Source organism: Nitrospinota bacterium (genome assembly GCA_016217735.1).
GTDB lineage: Bacteria > Nitrospinota_A > UBA7883 > JACRGQ01 > JACRGQ01 > JACRGQ01.
Window position 1 is genome coordinate 15,278 of sequence record JACRGQ010000055.1, and the last position, 19,120, is coordinate 34,397.

Genomic DNA, 19,120 nt, shown 5'->3' on the forward strand with positions numbered 1-19,120 from the left:
ATGAAGGCACACCGGAAAATTGAATTTGGGGACTTCCAAACCCCCCATGATCTCGCCGGCCGGGCCGCGCGGATTGTGAAGAACCTCGGCGTAAGACCAAGCACAATCATTGAACCAACATGCGGGGAAGGAAGCTTTATTGCCGCCGCATGTGAAAACTTTCCAAACGCCAAAGTTATTATGGGATTGGAAATAAACCCGGAGTATTTCAAAAATGTATCTGAACGGAAAAATACTTTGCATTTTAAGCATGTTTTGGATTTAAGAAGGGAGAATTTCTTTACGTTCAATTGGGCCGGGGCTATTTCGTCATTTGATGACCCTTTACTCATTATCGGCAACCCGCCTTGGGTAACCGCTTCTGAATTGGGGCTGTTAAAAAGCGGGAATCTCCCGGTGAAGAGCAATTTCCAAAACAGAAGCGGATTTGAGGCCATTTCAGGAAAAAGCAATTTCGATATCGCGGAATGGATGCTAATACATCTGCTGGAGCAGGTTAAGAACCGTAACGCGACGCTTGCAATGCTGGTGAAAACATCAGTCGCCAGAAAAGTGCTGCTTCATTCATGGAAAACCGGACTGCCCATATCGCATGCCCAAATATACGTGTTTGACGCTAACAAATATTTCTCTGTTTCCGTGGAGGCATGTCTTTTCGTATGCCAATCATCCAATAAAAGTCCTTCTATCACATGTGATGTGCTTGATTTTGAAAACCCGGATAAACCGGGGAAAACCATCGGATTTCATCATGATGCGCTATTGGCAAATTACAATTCATTTAAAAAGGTTAAGCGGCTTTTATTGGCTTCAAACCATAAGCCTCTTTACAAATGGAGATCGGGAATCAAACATGATTGTTCAGCGGTAATGGAATTGTCGTTGCGGGGTTTCCGGTTTATAAACGGTCTTCAAGAACAGGTTGAAATCGAGCCGGATTATCTTTATCCATTGTTAAAAAGTTCGGATATCGCCAATCAACGAACAATCTTTCCAGATAAGGTTGTTCTTGTAACCCAAACGCAGACAGGCGATGACACCTCTCTCATCAGGCACCGTGCCCCAAAAACATGGAAGTACCTTTGCAAACATGGCCGGGCGTTGGACGGCAGGGGGAGTTCAATCTATAAGAAACGCCCTCGCTTTTCGATGTTTGGCATTGGCGATTATACGTTTTCCCCTTGGAAAGTGGGGATAAGCGCATTCTATAAAAAATTGGATTTTTCTGTAATCGGCCCTTATAGGGGAAAACCAGTTGTTATGGACGATACCTGCTATATGCTGCCGTGCAAGACCCGGGATGAGGCGGTGCTTATCGCCGAATTGCTCAACTCCGATCCGGCAAAAAAGTTTTTTGAATCGTTTATTTTTTGGGATGCGAAAAGGCCGATAACAGCGGACATCCTCGGAAAATTGGATTTAATGCTATTAGCGGGTGATTTGGGAAAAACACAAAGCCTGATTAAACTTCGGCCCGATTTAATCGGGGAAGAACAGTCAGAATTATTCCCAGCCGCCAGCCGATAAAAAAAACGGGTTTTTAAATAGCCCGCCACCGGCCGGTTCGACACTTTTGAAACCACATATTAATATTCCGGCTGCCGCCCGGCCTGTTCCGCGGTGCATTTTTTCCGCTTTGCGCTTCCCCAAATTCGTTTGACAGGCCGCCATTTCAGATGCAGGATGAAATTGCAGGGGGCGAGTGATTTTCAACGTGGAGGCTGACATGAAAAAAGCGTTGCTTGTTCTTTCCGTGCTTGTATTTTCCGCAACCGCCGTCTTCGGCAAGGAACCCGTTTCCACCCACCGGTTCAAACACTATATGCACGAAATTTTCAAAAACTACCGGAACACCAATATCAGCATCAATATGCGCGACTATGGCTTGGCGGAGGTGCATACCAGGCACTTCCTCGAAAATATTTCGAAGATACCTGAATTCGCCGAAGATTTGGCAGCCGACGGGGTAACGCTCGACCAGATGGCTCTTCTGGCACGGCTGGATGGTCTGCGGGAGGATATCACGGAAATGAGAAAGGCCTTAAAGGCAAAAGATGCGGGGAAAATCAAAAAGCTTCAGCCGGAAGTATTGCAGGCATGCATAGGGTGCCACACGGAGGCAAAACTGAAATGGCTTTTCCGCTTGCCGGCTTCGGCCAACCTCTTTGAAGAGTACATGCACGAGATTTCGGAAAACATTTCCATGGCGGAACAACTGGTGGAATCCGGCGAGCCGGACGAAGGCGAAGACTACGTTAAAATCGCCAACCAGTACCTGACCCTTCTGAAAAAAGTCACTCCTTATGAGGGACCTTCGGGGGTCATATTGGATCGGAACCGATATGCAAGTGAATTGCGGAATGCGGAAGGTTTTATGCTTCTGGTTTTGGAAGACTTTAAAGAAAAAAAGCCGATCCACCTGGAGCCGATCAAAAAGCCCCTGAACAATGTCTGCGCGGCTTGCCACGAACCGGCCAAGGTTAAATGACAATTTAGGACGGTTTCCCGGCTTGCGGGGAACACCCGTTAAAAAACTTCCGGCATCAGGGCTGTTCCGCCTGTCCGTAGAAGATGACCGGAACGGCGTGCAGTTTGTCTTGAAGCAGCTCTTTCCACTCCGGGAACGAGGCCGGAAAGGCGCTGATAAGCGCCATGTCGGGCTTCGGCGTTTTCGGCAGCGCATCGGGCGTGAAAACCTTTTTCCCCATGAAGCGCCCCGGCTTGCGGTCGATGAAATACGGAATGGAGAACCCCTCCGCCAGGAGGAAGCGCGCAAGCTGCCCGGCGTTGCGCCCGGTGCCGCAGACGGCGAGATCGCGCCAGACGCCGCGCAGTTTTTGGGCAAATTCCTTCGGCCCCGGCTGCGTGATGCGCCACTGATCGTCGCAAACTATTATCTGCGGGTCGAACTTTTTTTGCTTGCGCGGTTTTTTAAGCGGTTTTATTCTGGTCAGCCGCTCTTCGATAATCTTCAGCACCGTGGTTTCGGTGAAAGGTGTGAGATCAACCGGATTCAATTTGGGCCGCTTGAGCATCTCCTTGAGCGCCCTGCCGAGGTCATCGTGCGATGGCTCGGCCCATTTCTGCCCGGCTAGAAAGTAACAGTCCAGCGCGTCCGGCGCCGGCACATCCGCCAGTTTATATTTCAAAAGGCGGCTGTTGCCGCTGTTTAAAAAATCCGTTTGGCCGCTCCAGCCGGTGGCGATGACCGGCAGGCCGCAGGCGGCCGCTTCAAGGTAGGGCCGCCCGAACCCCTCACCGCGCGTCGGCAGCGCGTAGCAGTCGGCGGCTTGGTAGAGTTTTACGAGTTGATCGATGGTCGGCGCTTTGCCGGTCACTTTAATATTCCCTGTGGGGTGGCCCCGCTTTTTCAGCGCGCGGATCACCGCTTTCAGTTTCCGCGCCGATTCGGGGGCGCATTGCACCACCCATTCCACATCCTTGTTATCGGAAAACTGCGTGGCGAACTCGTGCAGCATCACCTCCCATCCCTTGCGGAGGGAAAGATCCATGAAGACGGAAAGGAAACGGAAAGGCCTATCTTTCGGTTTCAGCTTTTTCGCGGGAACGAAGCGGGGATCCACCATGTCCGGCACCACCACCAGCTTTTTCTGATCCACGCCGCCATTGGCAAACGTCTTGACGTTGAATTCGGCGGCGACCCAGACCTCATCCATCGTGTTGAGCACATCCGCCCAGAGGCGCGGCAGCGAATCGCTTTCAAGCATCACGCGCGCGATGTGTATCTTGCCCTCTTCCATCCGGAAGAAATGCGGGAAGCCGCTGTGGATGACGATCTCTTCCTTGCAGGGAGTGTGCTTTTCCAGCGCGTCAGGCTGGAAATTGCAACGCCAGCCGCGGCGCTCGAACGCCTTCAAGAATTCGCTTGTGCCGTAGCCGTAACCGGAAAAGGCCGGACGGTAGCTCCTGAAACAGACCGGCCTCATCGGCCCGCCCGCGCCGGCGCTCCGCCATCGCGCACCGTCCCCTTGATGTCCACGGCGACCCAGCGCGCCGCGGCGCCATCGGCCACGCGGAAGACATCGGCATAGTCGGCGGCGTCTTCGCAGTTGTGGTTTATCTGCACCAGCGCCAGCGGGTAGTGTTCGGCGCGTATCCCCTCCAGCGTTTCCGCCGCCAACCGTTCGGGGGCAAGCGCTCCCTCGGCAAAGGGCCAGAGCGCAAGGCCGTTGAAATCGTCGTCCGGGTCGGGGCGCAACAGCAGGTGAACCTCGAGGCCGGGGCGCTTTTTCAATTCCGCCAGCAACGCGCGGGTTTGCCAGCGCGGGCCGCTGCAGATCAGCAGCAGTTTTTTTATTCCAGCGGGAATGCCGGCTAGAACGCCGGAAAAATCGGCATCCTTAAAGCGGGGGCCGCCGGCGTTGGCCGCGGCGCGGCGGGCGCGGGCGACCTCTTCTTTTATCTGTTCGGCGGAGTAGTGTTTGTAACTTTGTATCACGTTGCGGCCGCCATCGTACTTTGTCCAGTCAAAGGTGGTGATGGCCCCTTCGCTGGCGCACGAGGCGTAGAACGGAGTGCCGGGCTGCGGCGTGCAGATGGAAATCTGCATGTCGTACAGCAGTTTTTTTTCCAGCAGGTCTTTTATCAGGGCGGTGGTTGCGCGGTCGCGCTCCGGGCTGCTGGCCAGCGCGCCGTAGGTGAAGGTGCCGTAGACGCGGATGCCGATGTCGTTTGCCGCCTCCAGCGCCGCGTACAGTTTTTTCACCGACTGGCTTTTGTGCATGGCGCGGGCCACATCCTTGTCGGCGGTCTCGATGCCGACGCGGAGTTTGTAGTAGCCGGCCTTTTTCATCCATTCCAGCATCTCGCGGTCCAGGTTCCAGTAGCCGCACATGGCGTTGTACTTGAGCGTGTGCAGCCCCTTGGCGATGATCGATTTGCACAGATCGATGACGAACTCCTTGCGGCCGTTGTGCGCCTCGTCGTCGAAAAAAACCCCCTCCATCTCCGGGTATTTCTTTTTCATCGCGGCGATCTCGTTGGTCACGTCGTCCACGTCGCGGGGACGCCAGCTTCCCGCGCCGCCGTAATAGACGTTCGCCACCACGCAAAAATTGCAGGCCAGCGGGCAGCCCCGGCTGGCGAACATTTCCAGTTCGCGGTATTCGTTCACCACCGGTTCCTTGTAGTCGATGCGGCGCACGTCGCCGTCTTCCGGCCACGGCAAAAGATTCGGGTCGGTGAGCGGCCGGGGCGGATTGGGGTAGAGCCCCAAAATATCCGCTGGCGGCACGCCGCTAAACAGGTCTTTTAACGTCATTTCATATTCGCCGGCGCAAACGTGGTCGGCCCCCGCCTTGAGCGTTTCCCGCGGGAAGGCGGAGGGGTGCTGCCCGGTGAAAACAACTTTGCAGCCGGTGGCGGCTTTTGCGGCGGCAACCAGCTTCATATCCATCGCAAAGGCGAGCGTGCTGGTCTCCATCACCAGCCAATCCGGCTTTTCAGCGATGATTTTTTGCAGATAGGCGGCGTGGTTCCAGTTGTTGAGGTTGCCGTCCAAAAACTTGACCGCGTGCGGGGTATCCCGCTTCAGCAGCGCCGAGCAGTAGGCGAGCATGAAGGGGTAAAAGGTCATCCACCCTTTGTTGTGGTCGTACCACGAGGGGCTTTCAACGGCGGTCCAGCGGGAGGGGAAGTGGACGTAACGCTCGCCGTTTTCCCCCAGTCCCACCGAATTTGCCAATACGATTTTCATCGTCCGCTTTTTCCCGCCGGGAGCGTATCAAGCAGCAGGGCCGCCTTTTTATGATCGGGCTGAAGCTCGATCGTTTTGCGCAGGGCGGTCTCGGCGGCCTCGCCTTTTCCCCCGCCGCGCAGGATATATCCGATGTGAAACCACGCGGCGGCGAGGCGGGCGGGGGACGGCGCGTTGGCCGCGGCGGCCTTGCGGTACCATTCCAGCGCGGCGTCGGCGTTGCCCAGATGCTCTTCGCAGAAGGCGAGGTTGTAGAGATCGTCGAACCGCCCATGCAGCGCGGCCAACGCGCGGTATTTTTGGGCGGCCGCCGCGTAGTCCTTGAGCAGAAGGAGTTTGCGCGCCTCCCCTTCCGCCGTGGCGGCGGCGGCGTTTTTTTCGATGAACTCGGCCCGGGCGCGGTCATTCTCGGCGCGGCCCCGCGGATCGACGTGGTGCGTGACCACCGCATCGGGAAAAACCTTGAGGGTGAAGCCCGCGTCTTTCGCGCGGTGGCAGAAATCGATGTCGTCGTGCTGATAGTTGCGCCGCGTCTCGTCGAACTTCACCGCCTCCCAGACTTCCCGGCGCATCATCATGAAATAGCCGCTGATATAGCTTCCGGGGTGCTCCGCGCCGTAATCAAGCAGTTCCGGCGAGGCAAGGGGGTTTCCCCGCTCGATTTTCTGATAGTCCCACCAGCGGTTGCCCAGCGGGTCGAGGCCGCGGCATCCCGCCAGATCGAAATCGGCGTGGCGCTTCATGTTTTTCCACCAATCGGGGGCGAAGGTTACATCGTCGTCGAGGATGATGACGGTATCGTACCGGGCGCGGGCCGCGTTGAAATTGCGCATTTTGCAGACGGCGGCGGTTTCGGCCCATTCTTTCGTTTCGACATAATTCACGCGCGGGTCGTTTTTGTATTTGCCGCAGACGAGGATTTCATAGGCGGGAATCTTTTGGGCGATGACGCTTTGTATCAGCGCTTCCATCATGTCGGGCCGGTGCCCGCCGGTGATGACGCAGAACGAAATGCCCGGGTTTTTCATCGGCGCCTATTGTACCCCAGCGCCTGCCCGAGCGGTTACAGCGGCAACAGCCGGATGGCGGAGCCGGATTCCCGCCCGAACGTCCGGGCAAAATGTTCCGCGTCAAACCGCGAAGCGGCTTCCAACATTCCAACCCCTTCCATGCCGGGTTGAACAGTGAAGTTAAGAACTTTTACGGCTCCGGCCCGCCGCAGCCGCCCCAACAATTCGGGCAATGCCTTGGCCACGGGAGATGTCAGGAATAAAAAACGCATCATTAACCTCGCTTGAAACTGTTACTTTATGCACCCGCTCCCAACCGGGGAGAAGAAACCGGCAAACGTCTCCGTTTGCCGCACAGTTAAAGCAATCGGCATGCCACGGATAAAGTCATTTCTTATCAATGTCATAGCCGGTACCGTCAACTCCAATCTGTATCTAAAAATGCCAATGGCGAAGCCCAAATTCATACACCCTATTATCGGAAGAATTTTTTGAATCTGAAGAACCCAATTATAAAAAAGCGGCGGCCGCTTCGTGGCCGGCCATGAAGCTGTGATCCATATTTCCCGTTTCGTACCGCCAGCCGCCGAACCGGCCCACCGAGCGGATACCGTGCCCGCGCAAACGCTCTTCGATGGGGGCGAGGGACGCATCGCGTGCAAGCGTCGGGATGGGATAGAGATACGGGACTTTCATCATCCACGCGCTGGCGATGCGGCGGCGGTCGTCCGGACGGATCAGGCCGCTTTTCACCAGCCCGTCCACCGTTTCTTTCACGATGGCGGCCGGATTGCGTTTTTGCGTGGGGCCTGATGATATTTCGCACATGAAGGATGTCTGCGCGCCGGGGCGCGGCACGTTGAGCGGCGAGTAGTTGGAGAAATAGGTGACGCGGTAGAACGGCACCGCCGGATCGGGGAAGTAGACCCAGCAGCGGCTGTTTTTTATAAAGCGGTTGATGCCGATGCCCACCACGAGGCCGCTGTTGCGCTTTAAGCCGGATGCGGCATGCAAAATATCCGGCCCGGGTGCGGCAAGCATTTTTTTTACAAAGTGATCCAGCGGCGCGGTGGTGATCAGCGCGCCATACGAAATTTTTTTGCCGTTTTTAAAGATAATGGTTTTCTTTTTTGCGTCCACCCGCACCGCTTCGTGGCGCAACGCGATATGCGGCGCAAAGCCGGATGCGATGTTGTTAAACAGCCCGCCGGTGCCGCCACGCCGGGGAAAGCGGAACGTGGCGTTCGGCCCCCATGCGTGGTTATCGTTTTTGTTGAGTATCGCCCGCCGGATATCCGCCGGAGAAGGGGTCGCAACCCGCCCGTCTATCCAGTAGCAGCCCATCTCTTCCAGCGGATGGGCCCAGAGCTTTTTATTGTACGGCGTCATGAAATGCCGGGAAATCCCTTCGCCGAGCCGCCACGGTATCCAGCCGCCGAAATGCGCGGGCCGCGGGGCATCGCCGCGTTGTTCCACGGCCGCAAGGCCATCGAGGCACTCGCGCATGGCGCGGGGGGGAAGGCGGTGGATGTTGTTTTGCAGCGGAAAGGGGACGAAGCGCCCCGCCGTCCGGATATAGCTTTCGCGGGTGTGCGTCAGCGCGTCCGGCCCCAGCGCGCGTTCCACCACGCCGTTGAAAACCGGGTTGGAAGAAAAAATGACGTGCCCGCCGATATCCCAGGTAAACCCCTTGGCGTCCACGCGGCTGGAGGCGAGACCGCCCACGCGCCCCGATGCCTCGAAGATCATCCACGAGGCGCGCTCCTGTTCCGCCAGCCGGCATCCGGCCCCCAAACCGGCCGGGCCGGCCCCCAGCACCGCCACATCAAATTTCATATCCCTATATTATCGGATTTGGAACGCCGCGCGGGAGGGGTCGGCGAAAAGTATCCGCATGGCCGAATCATACGAATATCCGGGACATGGGCTTTTTCCGGCGCGATGGGTTAAAATCCGGACAGTATCGTATGGAAAAAACGGGAAGGACCATCGGCGTCGATCTGGGCGGCACCGGCATATCGTTCATTGATATGTACGCCCCGGACGACGTTATTCAGCGCGCGCGGATCGACACCCCCCGCACACGGGACGAAATCATGGCGGTGCTGAAAGAAACAGTGCGCGGGTTTGTGGAAAAACCGGAACTTTCCGCGCCGGCCGGCATCGGCGTTGCCGTGGCCGGACAGGTCGGCCTTTCGGGCGCGAGCGTGGTCTTCAGCCCGAATTTGCCGTTCAAGACGGAATATCCGCTGGGGGACGAGTTGGCGCGGGAGTTCGGCATCCCGGTGTTTGTGGAAAACGACGCCAACGCGGCGGCCATCGGGGAGCGGGTGTTCGGCATGGCGAAGGGGATGGACGATTTTATCGTCATCACGCTCGGCACCGGCATCGGGAGCGGGATTTTCGCCAACGGAAAACCGGTGCGCGGCCACACCGGCTCCGGCGGCGAGGCGGGGCATATGGTGATCGCGCCGGAGGGGCCGCTCTGCGGCTGCGGCAACCGTGGATGCCTGGAGGCGCTGGCCTCGGGCACGGCGATCGCCCGCGCGTTCAAGGAAAAAACCGGCATCGAAAAAAGCGCCAAGGACATCTGCGGACTTGCGGCTTACGGCGATCAGGCGGCCGGCGCGGTATTGCGCGGCGCGGGGGAATATTTGGGCAACGGCCTCGTCAACCTCGTCAACCTCTTCGGGCCGCAAGCCATCTTCTTCACCGGCTCGCTGTCCAACGCCCCGGATGCTTATTTTGCCCCGGCGTTCCGGCGGGTGCGGGAACATTCCTTCGGCACGGCGGGGAAGGATGTCGTGCTTGCGGTCTCGCCGCTGGCGGCGGAAGTGGGCGTCATCGGCGCCGCCGCCCTCCCGCTGATGTGAGGCAATGCGTAAAGCAACTTGGTATCGCGGATTAAGGAGCCACGGCGGAAATAGCCCATAGGCCACATCCTGGATCCGCTATCCGCATTGTTGGCGGCGGCAGGTGCGGCACTCTGCCGCCAGGTGCGGCAAAAGTGGCCGCACCTGCCCGATAAAAGGGGGTATCCCCCTATTTCTTCTTTTTCTTGAAGATACCGAATATTTTGCTGATGATTCCCTTTTTCTTTCCTTGCTCGGCCGGCTTGTGCGCCGGCTTATGGGCCGGTTTGCCGCCCGGCTTGTGCCCGGCGTGACCCTGTTTTTGTCCGCGTTCCTGACCTTGCGGTTTTTCGTGACGCGGCCCTTTGCCGCGGCTGCGCCGGCCCCTGGGACGGTCGCCCGGTTTGCGCTCGCCGCCTTGACGTGGCTGATCGCCATGTTTGCGTTCGCCGGTGTGGCGGGAACCATGCTCCATGGCGGTTCCCGGTTCGGATGCCTTACCGCCGAAGGAATCGCCGTATTTACGCCGGTAAAGCTCCATCCGTTGCTCTTCGGACATTTCTTTTTTCGGTTTGGGGGCCGGCCCGCGCGTTTCCGGTCTCGGCCCGCCCCTGGCATCGCGCGGGTGCGGGGGTCTGCGCTCGCCGCGTCCTTCGCCGCGCCCGCCGCCGCCAAATCCACCGCCGCCGGGACGCCTGTCGCGTCCGCCGCGCCCATCGCCCCGTCCGCCGCCGGGGCGTCCGCCGCGCGTATCGGGGCGGCGTCCGCGGGGCCGGTTGCCCGACACGTCTTCGGCCAATTCAAAGTCCATCGGGGCCACATCGATTTTCATGTCTATGTAGCGTTCGATGGCCGGAAGATTTTCAACGTGCCGTTCGCAGGCGATGGTATGGGCCACCCCGGTGGCGCCGGCGCGCGCGGTGCGGCCGATGCGATGCACATAGTTGGGGGCGTCGGCCGGAATGTCGAAATTGATCACATGGGAGATATTGTCGATGTGCAGGCCGCGGGCCGCCACGTCGGTGGCGACGAGGACATGCACCTCGCCGCTCTTCATCCGCTCGATGATCTTCAGCCGCTTTTTCTGGTCGACGTCGCCGGTGAGCACCTCGGCCTTGATGCCGTTTCCCGCCAGCTTGTAGCCGACATCCTCGACGGTCCGCTTCATATTGCAGAATATGATGGCCCGTTCCATGTTCTCGCGCCGCAGCAGCGTGAGCAGCAGCGGGATTTTTTCCTCCAGCGAGACGTGGAACAGGTGCTGCTCCACTTTTTCCACCGTGATCTGATCCGGCTCGATCTCCACTTCAACCGCTTCGCGCATGTACTGGTAGGCGACGTGGCGCACCCGGTCGTCGAGCGTGGCGGAGACCATGATGGTCTGGCGCTTTTCTTTTTCCGGCGCGCGGCTGAGGATGTATTTCACGTCTTCGGTGAACCCCATGTCGAACATCCGGTCGGCTTCATCTATGACGAAGAAGGAGAGGGTGCCCAATTTCAGCTTGCCGCTTTTGATGAAATCTATCATGCGGCCGGGGGTGCCGACCACGATTTCGGCGCCGGCGGCCAGCGCCCGCTCCTGTTCGTCGTAGCCCACGCCGCCGTAGATGGAGATGGAGCGGTAATGGAGGAATTTGCAAAGGAGGACGGCCTGTTCTTCCACCTGCACGGCCAGTTCGCGGGTGGGAACGACGATGAGGGCGCGCAGGCTGCCCCCCGGGTCGTTATCGGCGATCATCCGCTGCAGGATGGTGAGCAGGAAGACGGCGGTCTTGCCGGTGCCGGTTTGGGCCTGCGCCATGACGTCCTGGCCGGTGAGGCACTCGGGGAGCGCCTGCTCCTGCACGGGCGTGCATTTTTCGTATCCCATGGCGTGTACCGCGTCGATCAGTTTCTGGTCCAGGTTCAGTGATTCAAATCTCATGTTTTCCGTTCAAGTAAAAATGTTGCTTGGCGCGCCGCCCCAATCATTACACATGCGGCGCTGTTTGGCTTGTGGAGTGGAAAGGGGCTTCCGAACGAAGCTCCCGATCCCGCCCGGCGTGTGCAGGGTATGGCGGGCGGCGTATTCACGGCGGAAATAATGCGGTTCCCTCTCAGCAAGCATACAAATAATGGGTAATCATACCACCATTTGGCGCGCCATGACATAAAATACGGAATAGCCTCCTTCATCCGCCCCGGCAATGGAACCGGCCGGGTTAGCGGAACAGCCCATCCCGCGTGTGGTAACCGGAAAGAAGGATGTAGGCGGCGGCGAGCAGAAACAGGAGATGCGGCCCCCCGGCGGCCAGCGGCGGCGGAAGCTTGCCGGCATGTCCCAGCGAAATCCCCATGGAGTAGAAAAACCAGAACATGAACCCCAGCGTGACCGCCAGCGTCACGGCGGCGAACGCGCCGCCCGTCCGCCGGGATTTGAGGCCGAAGGGGATGGCCAGCACCGCCATCACCACGCTGATGAGCGGGAAGGTGACTTTAGCGTACATATCCACCGTATAGCGCGGGTTTTTGTAGCCCGCTTTTTCGATTTGGCCGACATACGCGGCGATTTCCCGCAGGCTCATCTCCTCCGGCCTTTTCTCGGCGTGCTCCAGCTCGCCGGTGCTGAGCGCGAAGGGGTACGCCTTTTCCGCAAACGTTTCGTCCCCGGCTTCCCCTTCGGGGGTGAAGCGGCGTTCGCGCACACCGGCAAGTATCCAGCCGCCGGTCCCCTGGCGCCCCGTGCGGGCTTGGATGATCGTGGCGAAGCCCTCGTTGCCGGGAGCGAGGCCTATCACGGTTACATCGTACAAAGTTCCGCGCGCGAGGTCGAGAAAGCCGATGTTCCATATTTCCCCGGAATCCGATTTTATCCATATCCTGTTTTGTTTCACGGAGCTTATGTCGCGGTACTGTTTTACCTTGTGGCGCCAGATATCCTCGGCGTTGGCCCAGGCGGCGGGAAGCACGTATTCCCCCACCATGAATGCCGCCGCGGCGATCAACAGCGCGGCCGCCACGATGGGGCGGGTGATGCGGAACGGGGAAACGCCGCACGACATCAGCACCATCGTTTCTTTCTGCCCGGTCATGACGGAAAGGGCGAGAATGGAGGCTATCAGCACCGCCATGGGCGCCATGTAATACACCGCTTCGGGGATTTTGTAGAAAAAGTAGGCGGCCATAAGCCCCAGGGGCGAACCGGCGCCGACGAAATCCCCCACCACTTCAAAAAAAACGATCATGCTGAAAAGCGTGGTCAGCACCGCCATCCCCCCGAAAAAATAACGGAAGAAGAGGCCGTATACATACCGGTCGAGAATATTCATGCAGATGGACGTCCCCCGCAATCGCCAAAAACCAAACCACGCCAGCGCCGATTTTTTGAAATCTTTCGCGTTGGCCCGTATTTTTCTTGTCCGACGTATCTATTTTTGTCATTCTGAGTGCAACGAAAAATCCCTTTCCGGAAAGAGATCCTTCGCCTGCGGCTCAGGATGACAACTTGCGCCCAGCTTTATCATGAATAAAAGCGGGATAACAGGCACGGATTGTTTTTTTCCGCTTGATTATAGCCCATGGGTTCACCACAATACAGCCAATGTCCATTTACTGGTTTGATTTGGTTGCCGGCGTTCTGCTGCTGGTTTTCGCCGGCTTCGGCTGGATACGCGGACTGGTAAAGGAGTTTTTTTTCACCGCCGCCTGGGCCGGCGGCTACCTGGCCGCCCTGTTCTTCTATCGGCGGGCCGCCCGCCTCCTGAAAGGGTTTATCACCTTTGCCCCCTTGGCCGACCTTGCGGGATTTTTGATCCTGTTCGCCGGCGTGTACCTCCTGGCGCGGCTTTTGGAATATGTCGTCCGGGAAAAACTCGGCTTCAAGATGCCCCGCGCGGTGGACGCCCCCGGCGGCGCATTGATGGGATTGATCAAGGGGTTCGTCATGCTGGCGGTATTTCTGATGGCCCTCGGTTATTGGCCGCCGGCCTATGAAACCCTGCTCGCCAATTCCTGGCTGATGCGCTGGACGCGGTATTTGGCGCACCCGAACGGCCCGCTGGGATTGGATGTGCGGCCATCCGGCGAGCTGAAAAACGACATTAACGAATTGAAGGGGAAGATACCGGACTTGAAAGAACTGAAGGAGGGCCTCCCCCCGATACCGGCGATCCCCGAAATGCCGGCGGAAAAGCTCCCGAAACTCCCCCCCTTGGACGCGCCGCGGATGGCCCCGGCGCAAGCGCCGCCATCGTCCCCCAAAACCGCATTGCAACAGCCCGCCGTTTCGCCGCCACAACCGGCCTCGCCCAAAAAGCCCCCCCCCGTGCCGGCTCCGCCGCCCCGCGTAAAACAGGTTGAACCGGTGGTGAAGAAAAACCGGCCCGAAGCGGCCGTGCCGCCGGAAGACGAGGCCCGGCAGATGGACAAGTTCATAAAGTCCATCGACTAACCGGAAATCCAGGCGTTTTTTTGCTAAACTGAGAGCCGGAGGGGATGGGAAATGCTCGAAGACCAGATAGTCAAAGTTTTGCTTGTTGACGATGAGCCGCACGTCACGGAGATCATCGGGCGCATTCTTTCGCAGGCAAAGATCGGGCATCTTGCCGCATTGTCCGGCGAGGAGGCGCTCCACCTCTTGCGCACCCACCAGGTCGACCTGGTCATTACCGACATACTGATGCCGGGGATGAGCGGCCTTGATTTGCTGGAAAAAATCAAGGAGCTTTACCCCGCGCTGCCGGTGATCGTGCTGACGGCGCACGGCGATTTTCACGTGGCGAAAGAGGCGCTCAACCGCGGCGCGTTTTACTTTCTCACAAAGCCGTTTAACAAATCCACGATCCTGGGCGTTACCGAAAAGGCGCTGCGGCTTCCCCGGGTCACCGCCGAAAAGCGGCTGGTTTTTCCCTATGCCGTCACGACGCTCACCTACCGCATTCCGAGCGATTTCACCCTGGTGCCCGCCATCAGCTACCAGATCATGCGGGCCTGTGAAGATATGGGATATTCCGGCAAAAAGATCAACTTCGCCATTCCGCTGGCCGTTGACGAACTGGTGGTCAACGCCATCAAGCACGGCAATAAAATGGATCCCGCGAAAAAGATCGCCGTGGAAGCCCGGGTGGGGCATGACCGTTTCACCATGACCGTCGAAGACCAGGGGGCGGGGTTCGACCATGCGGCGCTGCCGCAGGAGTTTAACGAGGAAAGTCTGCTGGCGGAAGAGGGGCGCGGCATCATGATGGTGCGCTTTTACATGGATGAGCTCCATTTCGAAAACGGCGGCCGCCGCGCCATCTGCGCCACCAAAAACGACTCCGCCGCCGGATGAAACCGCACCCCTTTTTCAAGACGCTCAAGGGAAAAGCCGCGCTTTTCATCCTGGCGCTTTCGCTCCTCGGCATGGCCACGCTGGTGGCGGTGCTTATGAAAACCGCACGGAGCATGCAGACGGAATTCCAAAACGAAAAAGTCCGTCTCGTCGAGGATTTCGTGATGCGGACCCTCACCCCGGTCATGCTCGCGGGCCACGGGGAAATGATGAGCGAGCTGATGAGCAGCTACAAGGACATCCAGAACGTCAAGAAGATCGAGATCGTCCGCGTCAACGGCGCCGAGGCGTTCACCGACGGCGAAACGATGGACAAAGTGAACGGAATGCTGGGTGAAAAGCGGTTCACCCGGCGGTTAAGGCCCGCCCGCCAAGCGGTGCCGCCGGATGACCCCCGCTTCGCCACAGTGATCGCAACCGGCGGGAAAGAGGTTTACACCCGCGACGCCGATGACGGAAAAACGGTCGAGATGATGTTTCCGATCATCAACGAGGAGTCGTGCCACGGCTGCCACGGCGCCGATAACCACATCCGGGGCGTGTTGCTTTCCACCTTCGCCATGACAAAGGAGGACCGGCGCCTCATCAACGACATGCTGCTGCTGTCGGTCATCGCCTTCATCGTGATACTCATCACCTCGTTCGGCGCCCTCGTCTTTTTCAACACGATGGTGGCCAACCGCATCACCGGCATCATCCGGCGGGTGAACGAGATCGTTACGCACAGCCACTTCAACACCCGCATAGCGATAGGCTCCGGCGACGAACTGGACGACCTCTCCGCGGCCTTCAACCACTTCATCGCTTCGGTGGAACGCTACCGCCGTGCGGAAGAGCGGGAAAAAGAGCGCCTGGAAACGACGGTGCGGGAGCGGACGAAGGAACTGCAGGAAAAAAACGATTTCATCGAGGCCGACCTCATGGTGGCCCGCCGCATCCAGCAAAAGCTGCTGCCCGAAAAATTCCCGGAGAATCCCAACACCGCATTCCACGCCGCCTACCTTCCCTGCCTGCACCTCGGCGGGGACTACTACGACGTGTTTGAAATGCCGAACGGCCACGTGGGGGTGTTCATCGCCGACGCCTCCGGACACGGCAGCTCCGCCGCGCTCATCGTCGCCATCGTGAAGTCTTTGCTTTCCACGATCGGCAAGGAGATCGGCTCTCCCGGCTATGTGGTGCAGCAGGTGAGCAAAACATTATCCAGGCTCACGCCGGACGATTCGTTCTGCACGCTGTTTTATGCGGTGATTAATACGCGCACCGGCGGGATGACCTATTCGCTGGCGGGGCATCCGCCGCCGGTCGTGGTGAACCGGCACACCGGCGCGGCCCGATTGCTCGAATCCAACGGCGGCCTCGTGGGAATATTCGATTTCGACCGGTTCGGCGATTCGGTGTTCATGTTCCAGCCGGGCGACCGCCTGTTCGCGTACACCGACGGCATCGTGGAGGCGGCCAACAAAAACGCGGAACTCTTCGGGAGCGCGCGGCTGATACGCGTGCTGGAGGAAAACCGCGGACTTGACGCGGTCCGGATTACCGAAGCGGCGCTTGCGGCGATGAAAAACCACACCGGCGATGAGCCGCTGGGCGACGATGTCGCCCTGCTGGTGATGGACTACCAATATGAAGGCAAAATAGCGTAAAATAACCGCAGAGTCTGGAACCAAGGAGGAAGCGTCCATGAAAATTTCCGCACGCACCGAAAACGGGGTGACAATACTCGACCTTTTGGGGAATATCAAAACCCCCGGCGATATGGAAGAGTTCTCCACCGCCATCGAAACCGAACTCGGCCGGAACAACCTGAAGCTCCTGCTGAATTTCCAGGAAGTCGGCTTCGTCAACAGCTCGGGACTGGGCCGCCTGGTGCTGGCCGCGAAAAAAGTGGGGGAGCGCGGCGGCACCATGAAGGTGACCGGCCTGGCGCAGGACCTCGACGAACTCTTCACCTTTACGCGGCTCAAAGAAAAAATCGGCGTATTCAAAAGCGAAGCGGAAGCGCTCCGCAACTTCTAATCAGCTCGTTCCGGCGCGGCGGTTGACGTAGCGCCGCCGCCGTGGCGGCTATCTCGGCGCGGGTGGGTTAGTTTGTCATTCTGAGTGCAACGAAGAATCCCTTTCCGGAAAGAGATCCTTCGCCCGCGGCTCAGGATGACAAATCAGTGAACCACGAAGGGAACGAATAACCGGAACATAATTTTATTTCCGTCTTTCGCCCCGCCATTTCGCGCCATTCGTGTTATTCGTGGTTTAAAATCCCTTGATGGTGAAGCGGGTTAACGCAGCGCCGCCGCCGTGGCGGCTATCTCGGCGCGGGTGGGATTGACGGGATTTTTCCGCGCCACCGCTTCATACAGCCCGGCTTTGGCCACGCCGTGGCGCGCGGCCTCTTCGTCGAGCGCCGGGGCGATGGAGCTGTGCAGCCCGTACAGCCCCAGCAGGATGTCGGTCAGCGGCACCGCCAGCGGCAAGCCGATCCCCGCCGCCGCCACGGCGCCCAGCACCGGCTCGATTTGCGCCAGCGCGGGGGGGAGCGGGCGTTGCAGCCGCTCGAACAGCGCGGATAGTATCTCGGTGTGCGCGTTTCCCGCGCTGCGTCCCAAGCCGCCCAGCGATGCGTCCAGCCGCACGGCGCCGGCATCGGCCGCCGCCAGCGCGTTGGCGGTGGCGAGCTGCAGGTTGTTGTGGCCGTGGAATCCGGCGTTCCCGCCCGCCGCGCGTATCTGCTCCACCTTCCGCCGCACCGCATCGGGCGTGAGGCAGCCGGCGCTGTCCATGATGCAGAGGCAGTCCGGCCCCCAGCCGCTGACGCGCCTTGCCTTTTCGGCGAAGGCGGCATCGTCCGGCAGGTGGGCTTTCATCATGCAGACGGTTATATGCAGCCCCCGCTGCCTGGCGAAGCGCACCGCATCCTCCGCGTCTTCGATGGCGGTGATGTTTTGGCCGATGCTGATGAAGCGGATGCCGTGATCGAGCGCCATGCGGATATCGTCAAGCGTGCCGATGCCGGGGATGAAGAAGACGCCGAACGCGGTGCCGTGAAAAACACTCGAGGCGGCTTTCAGGTATTCTCCGTCGGTCTGGGCGGCGGCGGGATACCCGGCGCGCGCCGCGCCGAGGCCGTAGCCGTGGCCTATCTCGACGTACGGAAAACCGGCCCGCTCCATCGCCGCGCCGATAATTTCCATGTGGCGCGCGGTAAAGCCGAAATCGAGGGCATATGACCCGTCGCGGAAAAAGACCTCGAAAATGGCTGGTTTCATCGGCATTTCAGGTTACCAGATTTGGTTGACACTTTGCTTACTATTCGGAACAGCCCGGCGAATACTTGAATGGCCCGCACAACGCGCGGGGCGGCGGCGTGGTTCAGCCGGGCATGACGATGCGGAGGTAGATGCCGATAATCCCGCGCTCGAAGAAGAGCGCCGCCAGCGCGCCGGCGACGAGGTAGGGGCCGAACGGTATCTTGCTCCCCCTGCCGAAAAAAAGTTTTCCAATAAGGCCGATCACCGCGCCGAGGAACGAACCGAGGAAGATGGTGATCAGCACCGCCTTGAGGCCGAGAAACAGGCCGAGCATTCCCATCAACTTGATGTCGCCGCCGCCCATCCCGCCGGGCACCGCCGCGGCCAGCAGAAAGAAAATCCCGAATCCGGCCGCGAAACCGAGCGCGGCGTCCGTCATCGAAAGCGGCAGGACGAACACGGCGCAGACCAGCCCCGCGGCCATGCCGGGGAGCGTTATGACATCGGGAATGAGAAAGTGGTCGAGGTCGATGAAAAAAACCGCCACCAGCGCGGCGCAAAGCGCCATGTAGACGAATGCGGGGGCGTTCAGCCCGAAGCGGAGCAGGCAGGCGGCAAAGAGGATGCCGGTGAGCAGCTCCACAAACATGTAGCGCGGCGAAAACGGCGCGCCGCAGGAGGCGCATTTGCCCCGCAACAGGAGGTAGCTGATAACCGGGATGTTGTGATACCACCGTATCGGCTGGTTGCAGGCGTAGCAGTGCGAGCCGGGGCTGACCACCGATTCGCCGCGCGGCAGACGGTATATGACGACGTTGAGGAACGAGCCGACGGCCGCGCCGATGGCGAAAAAATAAGCGGTATAGATATAAGCGGGATTCATTCCGCCTCCGGAAGTTGAACCAAAAGCAGGGAAATACCCCTCCTTTCATCCTCCCCTTTCCAAGGGGAGGAAAGAGGTGGGGTTTCCCCCCTTGGAA

Annotated in this window: 16 protein-coding genes; 7 read left to right on the forward strand and 9 right to left on the reverse strand. The window is 59.1% G+C overall.

Annotated elements, in window-relative coordinates; translation table 11 throughout:
* Together HZA03_09120 and HZA03_09125 are read left to right on the forward strand one after the other, a co-directional pair.
* Complete coding sequence (locus HZA03_09120; GenBank protein MBI5638114.1) at positions 1 to 1,527, forward strand: SAM-dependent DNA methyltransferase; 1,527 nt, start codon at positions 1 to 3, stop codon at positions 1,525 to 1,527.
* A gap of 199 nt (positions 1,528 to 1,726) precedes the next feature.
* Entirely contained in the window at positions 1,727 to 2,488 is a 762-nt protein-coding gene (locus HZA03_09125; GenBank protein ID MBI5638115.1) for a hypothetical protein, read from the forward strand.
* Between the two features lie 55 nt (positions 2,489 to 2,543).
* On the opposite strand, the gene HZA03_09130 is transcribed toward HZA03_09125, so the two are convergent.
* The 5 genes from HZA03_09130 to HZA03_09150 all read right to left on the reverse strand — a co-directional run bounded on the left by HZA03_09130 (position 2,544) and on the right by HZA03_09150 (position 8,562).
* A complete protein-coding gene (locus HZA03_09130) occupies positions 2,544 to 3,947 on the reverse strand; it encodes a glycosyltransferase (GenBank protein ID MBI5638116.1) in 1,404 nt (467 codons plus the stop codon).
* Positions 3,944 to 5,716, reverse strand: coding sequence for a radical SAM protein (locus HZA03_09135; GenBank protein ID MBI5638117.1), 1,773 nt, complete (start codon positions 5,714 to 5,716; stop codon positions 3,944 to 3,946). Before HZA03_09135 ends, HZA03_09130 begins: the two co-directional genes overlap by 4 nt.
* Positions 5,713 to 6,744 carry a glycosyltransferase gene (locus HZA03_09140; GenBank protein ID MBI5638118.1) on the reverse strand — a complete coding sequence of 344 codons (1,032 nt, stop codon included), beginning with the start codon at positions 6,742 to 6,744 and terminating at the stop codon, positions 5,713 to 5,715. Before HZA03_09140 ends, HZA03_09135 begins: the two co-directional genes overlap by 4 nt.
* 35 nt (positions 6,745 to 6,779) lie before the next feature.
* A complete protein-coding gene (locus HZA03_09145) occupies positions 6,780 to 7,001 on the reverse strand; it encodes a hypothetical protein (protein ID MBI5638119.1) in 222 nt (73 codons plus the stop codon).
* 235 nt (positions 7,002 to 7,236) lie between these two features.
* Positions 7,237 to 8,562 carry an FAD-dependent oxidoreductase gene (locus tag HZA03_09150; GenBank protein MBI5638120.1) on the reverse strand — a complete coding sequence of 442 codons (1,326 nt, stop codon included), beginning with the start codon at positions 8,560 to 8,562 and terminating at the stop codon, positions 7,237 to 7,239.
* A 131-nt stretch (positions 8,563 to 8,693) separates the two neighbouring features.
* On the opposite strand from HZA03_09150, the gene HZA03_09155 reads away from it, so the two are divergent.
* On the forward strand, positions 8,694 to 9,599 hold the full coding sequence (locus tag HZA03_09155; GenBank protein ID MBI5638121.1) for an ROK family protein: 906 nt from the start codon (positions 8,694 to 8,696) through the stop codon (positions 9,597 to 9,599).
* 169 nt (positions 9,600 to 9,768) lie between these two features.
* On the opposite strand, the gene HZA03_09160 is transcribed toward HZA03_09155, so the two are convergent.
* Together HZA03_09160 and lptG are read right to left on the reverse strand one after the other, a co-directional pair.
* A complete protein-coding gene (locus HZA03_09160) occupies positions 9,769 to 11,502 on the reverse strand; it encodes a DEAD/DEAH box helicase (GenBank protein MBI5638122.1) in 1,734 nt (577 codons plus the stop codon).
* A 277-nt stretch (positions 11,503 to 11,779) separates the two neighbouring features.
* The gene (gene lptG, locus HZA03_09165) at positions 11,780 to 12,886 is read right to left on the reverse strand and encodes an LPS export ABC transporter permease LptG (GenBank protein MBI5638123.1); all 1,107 of its coding nucleotides are present in this window, start codon (positions 12,884 to 12,886) and stop codon (positions 11,780 to 11,782) included.
* A gap of 272 nt (positions 12,887 to 13,158) precedes the next feature.
* Between lptG and HZA03_09170 the strand changes: the two genes are divergently transcribed.
* From HZA03_09170 to HZA03_09185, 4 genes are read left to right on the forward strand one after another with little or no spacing between them, the layout of a single operon-like run.
* Positions 13,159 to 14,007, forward strand: coding sequence for a CvpA family protein (locus HZA03_09170; protein ID MBI5638124.1), 849 nt, complete (start codon positions 13,159 to 13,161; stop codon positions 14,005 to 14,007).
* A gap of 51 nt (positions 14,008 to 14,058) precedes the next feature.
* Positions 14,059 to 14,889 carry a response regulator gene (locus HZA03_09175; GenBank protein ID MBI5638125.1) on the forward strand — a complete coding sequence of 277 codons (831 nt, stop codon included), beginning with the start codon at positions 14,059 to 14,061 and terminating at the stop codon, positions 14,887 to 14,889.
* Complete coding sequence (locus HZA03_09180; protein MBI5638126.1) at positions 14,886 to 16,538, forward strand: SpoIIE family protein phosphatase; 1,653 nt, start codon at positions 14,886 to 14,888, stop codon at positions 16,536 to 16,538. The genes HZA03_09175 and HZA03_09180 overlap by 4 nt, the downstream gene beginning before the upstream one ends.
* Before the next feature lie 37 nt (positions 16,539 to 16,575).
* Entirely contained in the window at positions 16,576 to 16,911 is a 336-nt protein-coding gene (locus tag HZA03_09185; GenBank protein MBI5638127.1) for an STAS domain-containing protein, read from the forward strand.
* 260 nt (positions 16,912 to 17,171) lie between these two features.
* Here HZA03_09185 and HZA03_09190 read toward each other — a convergent pair whose 3' ends face one another.
* Both HZA03_09190 and HZA03_09195 read right to left on the reverse strand, forming a co-directional pair.
* The gene (locus tag HZA03_09190; GenBank protein MBI5638128.1) at positions 17,172 to 18,164 is read right to left on the reverse strand and encodes a hypothetical protein; all 993 of its coding nucleotides are present in this window, start codon (positions 18,162 to 18,164) and stop codon (positions 17,172 to 17,174) included.
* Between the two features lie 97 nt (positions 18,165 to 18,261).
* Positions 18,262 to 19,023 carry a prepilin peptidase gene (locus HZA03_09195; GenBank protein MBI5638129.1) on the reverse strand — a complete coding sequence of 254 codons (762 nt, stop codon included), beginning with the start codon at positions 19,021 to 19,023 and terminating at the stop codon, positions 18,262 to 18,264.
* Positions 19,024 to 19,120 lie beyond the last annotated feature (97 nt).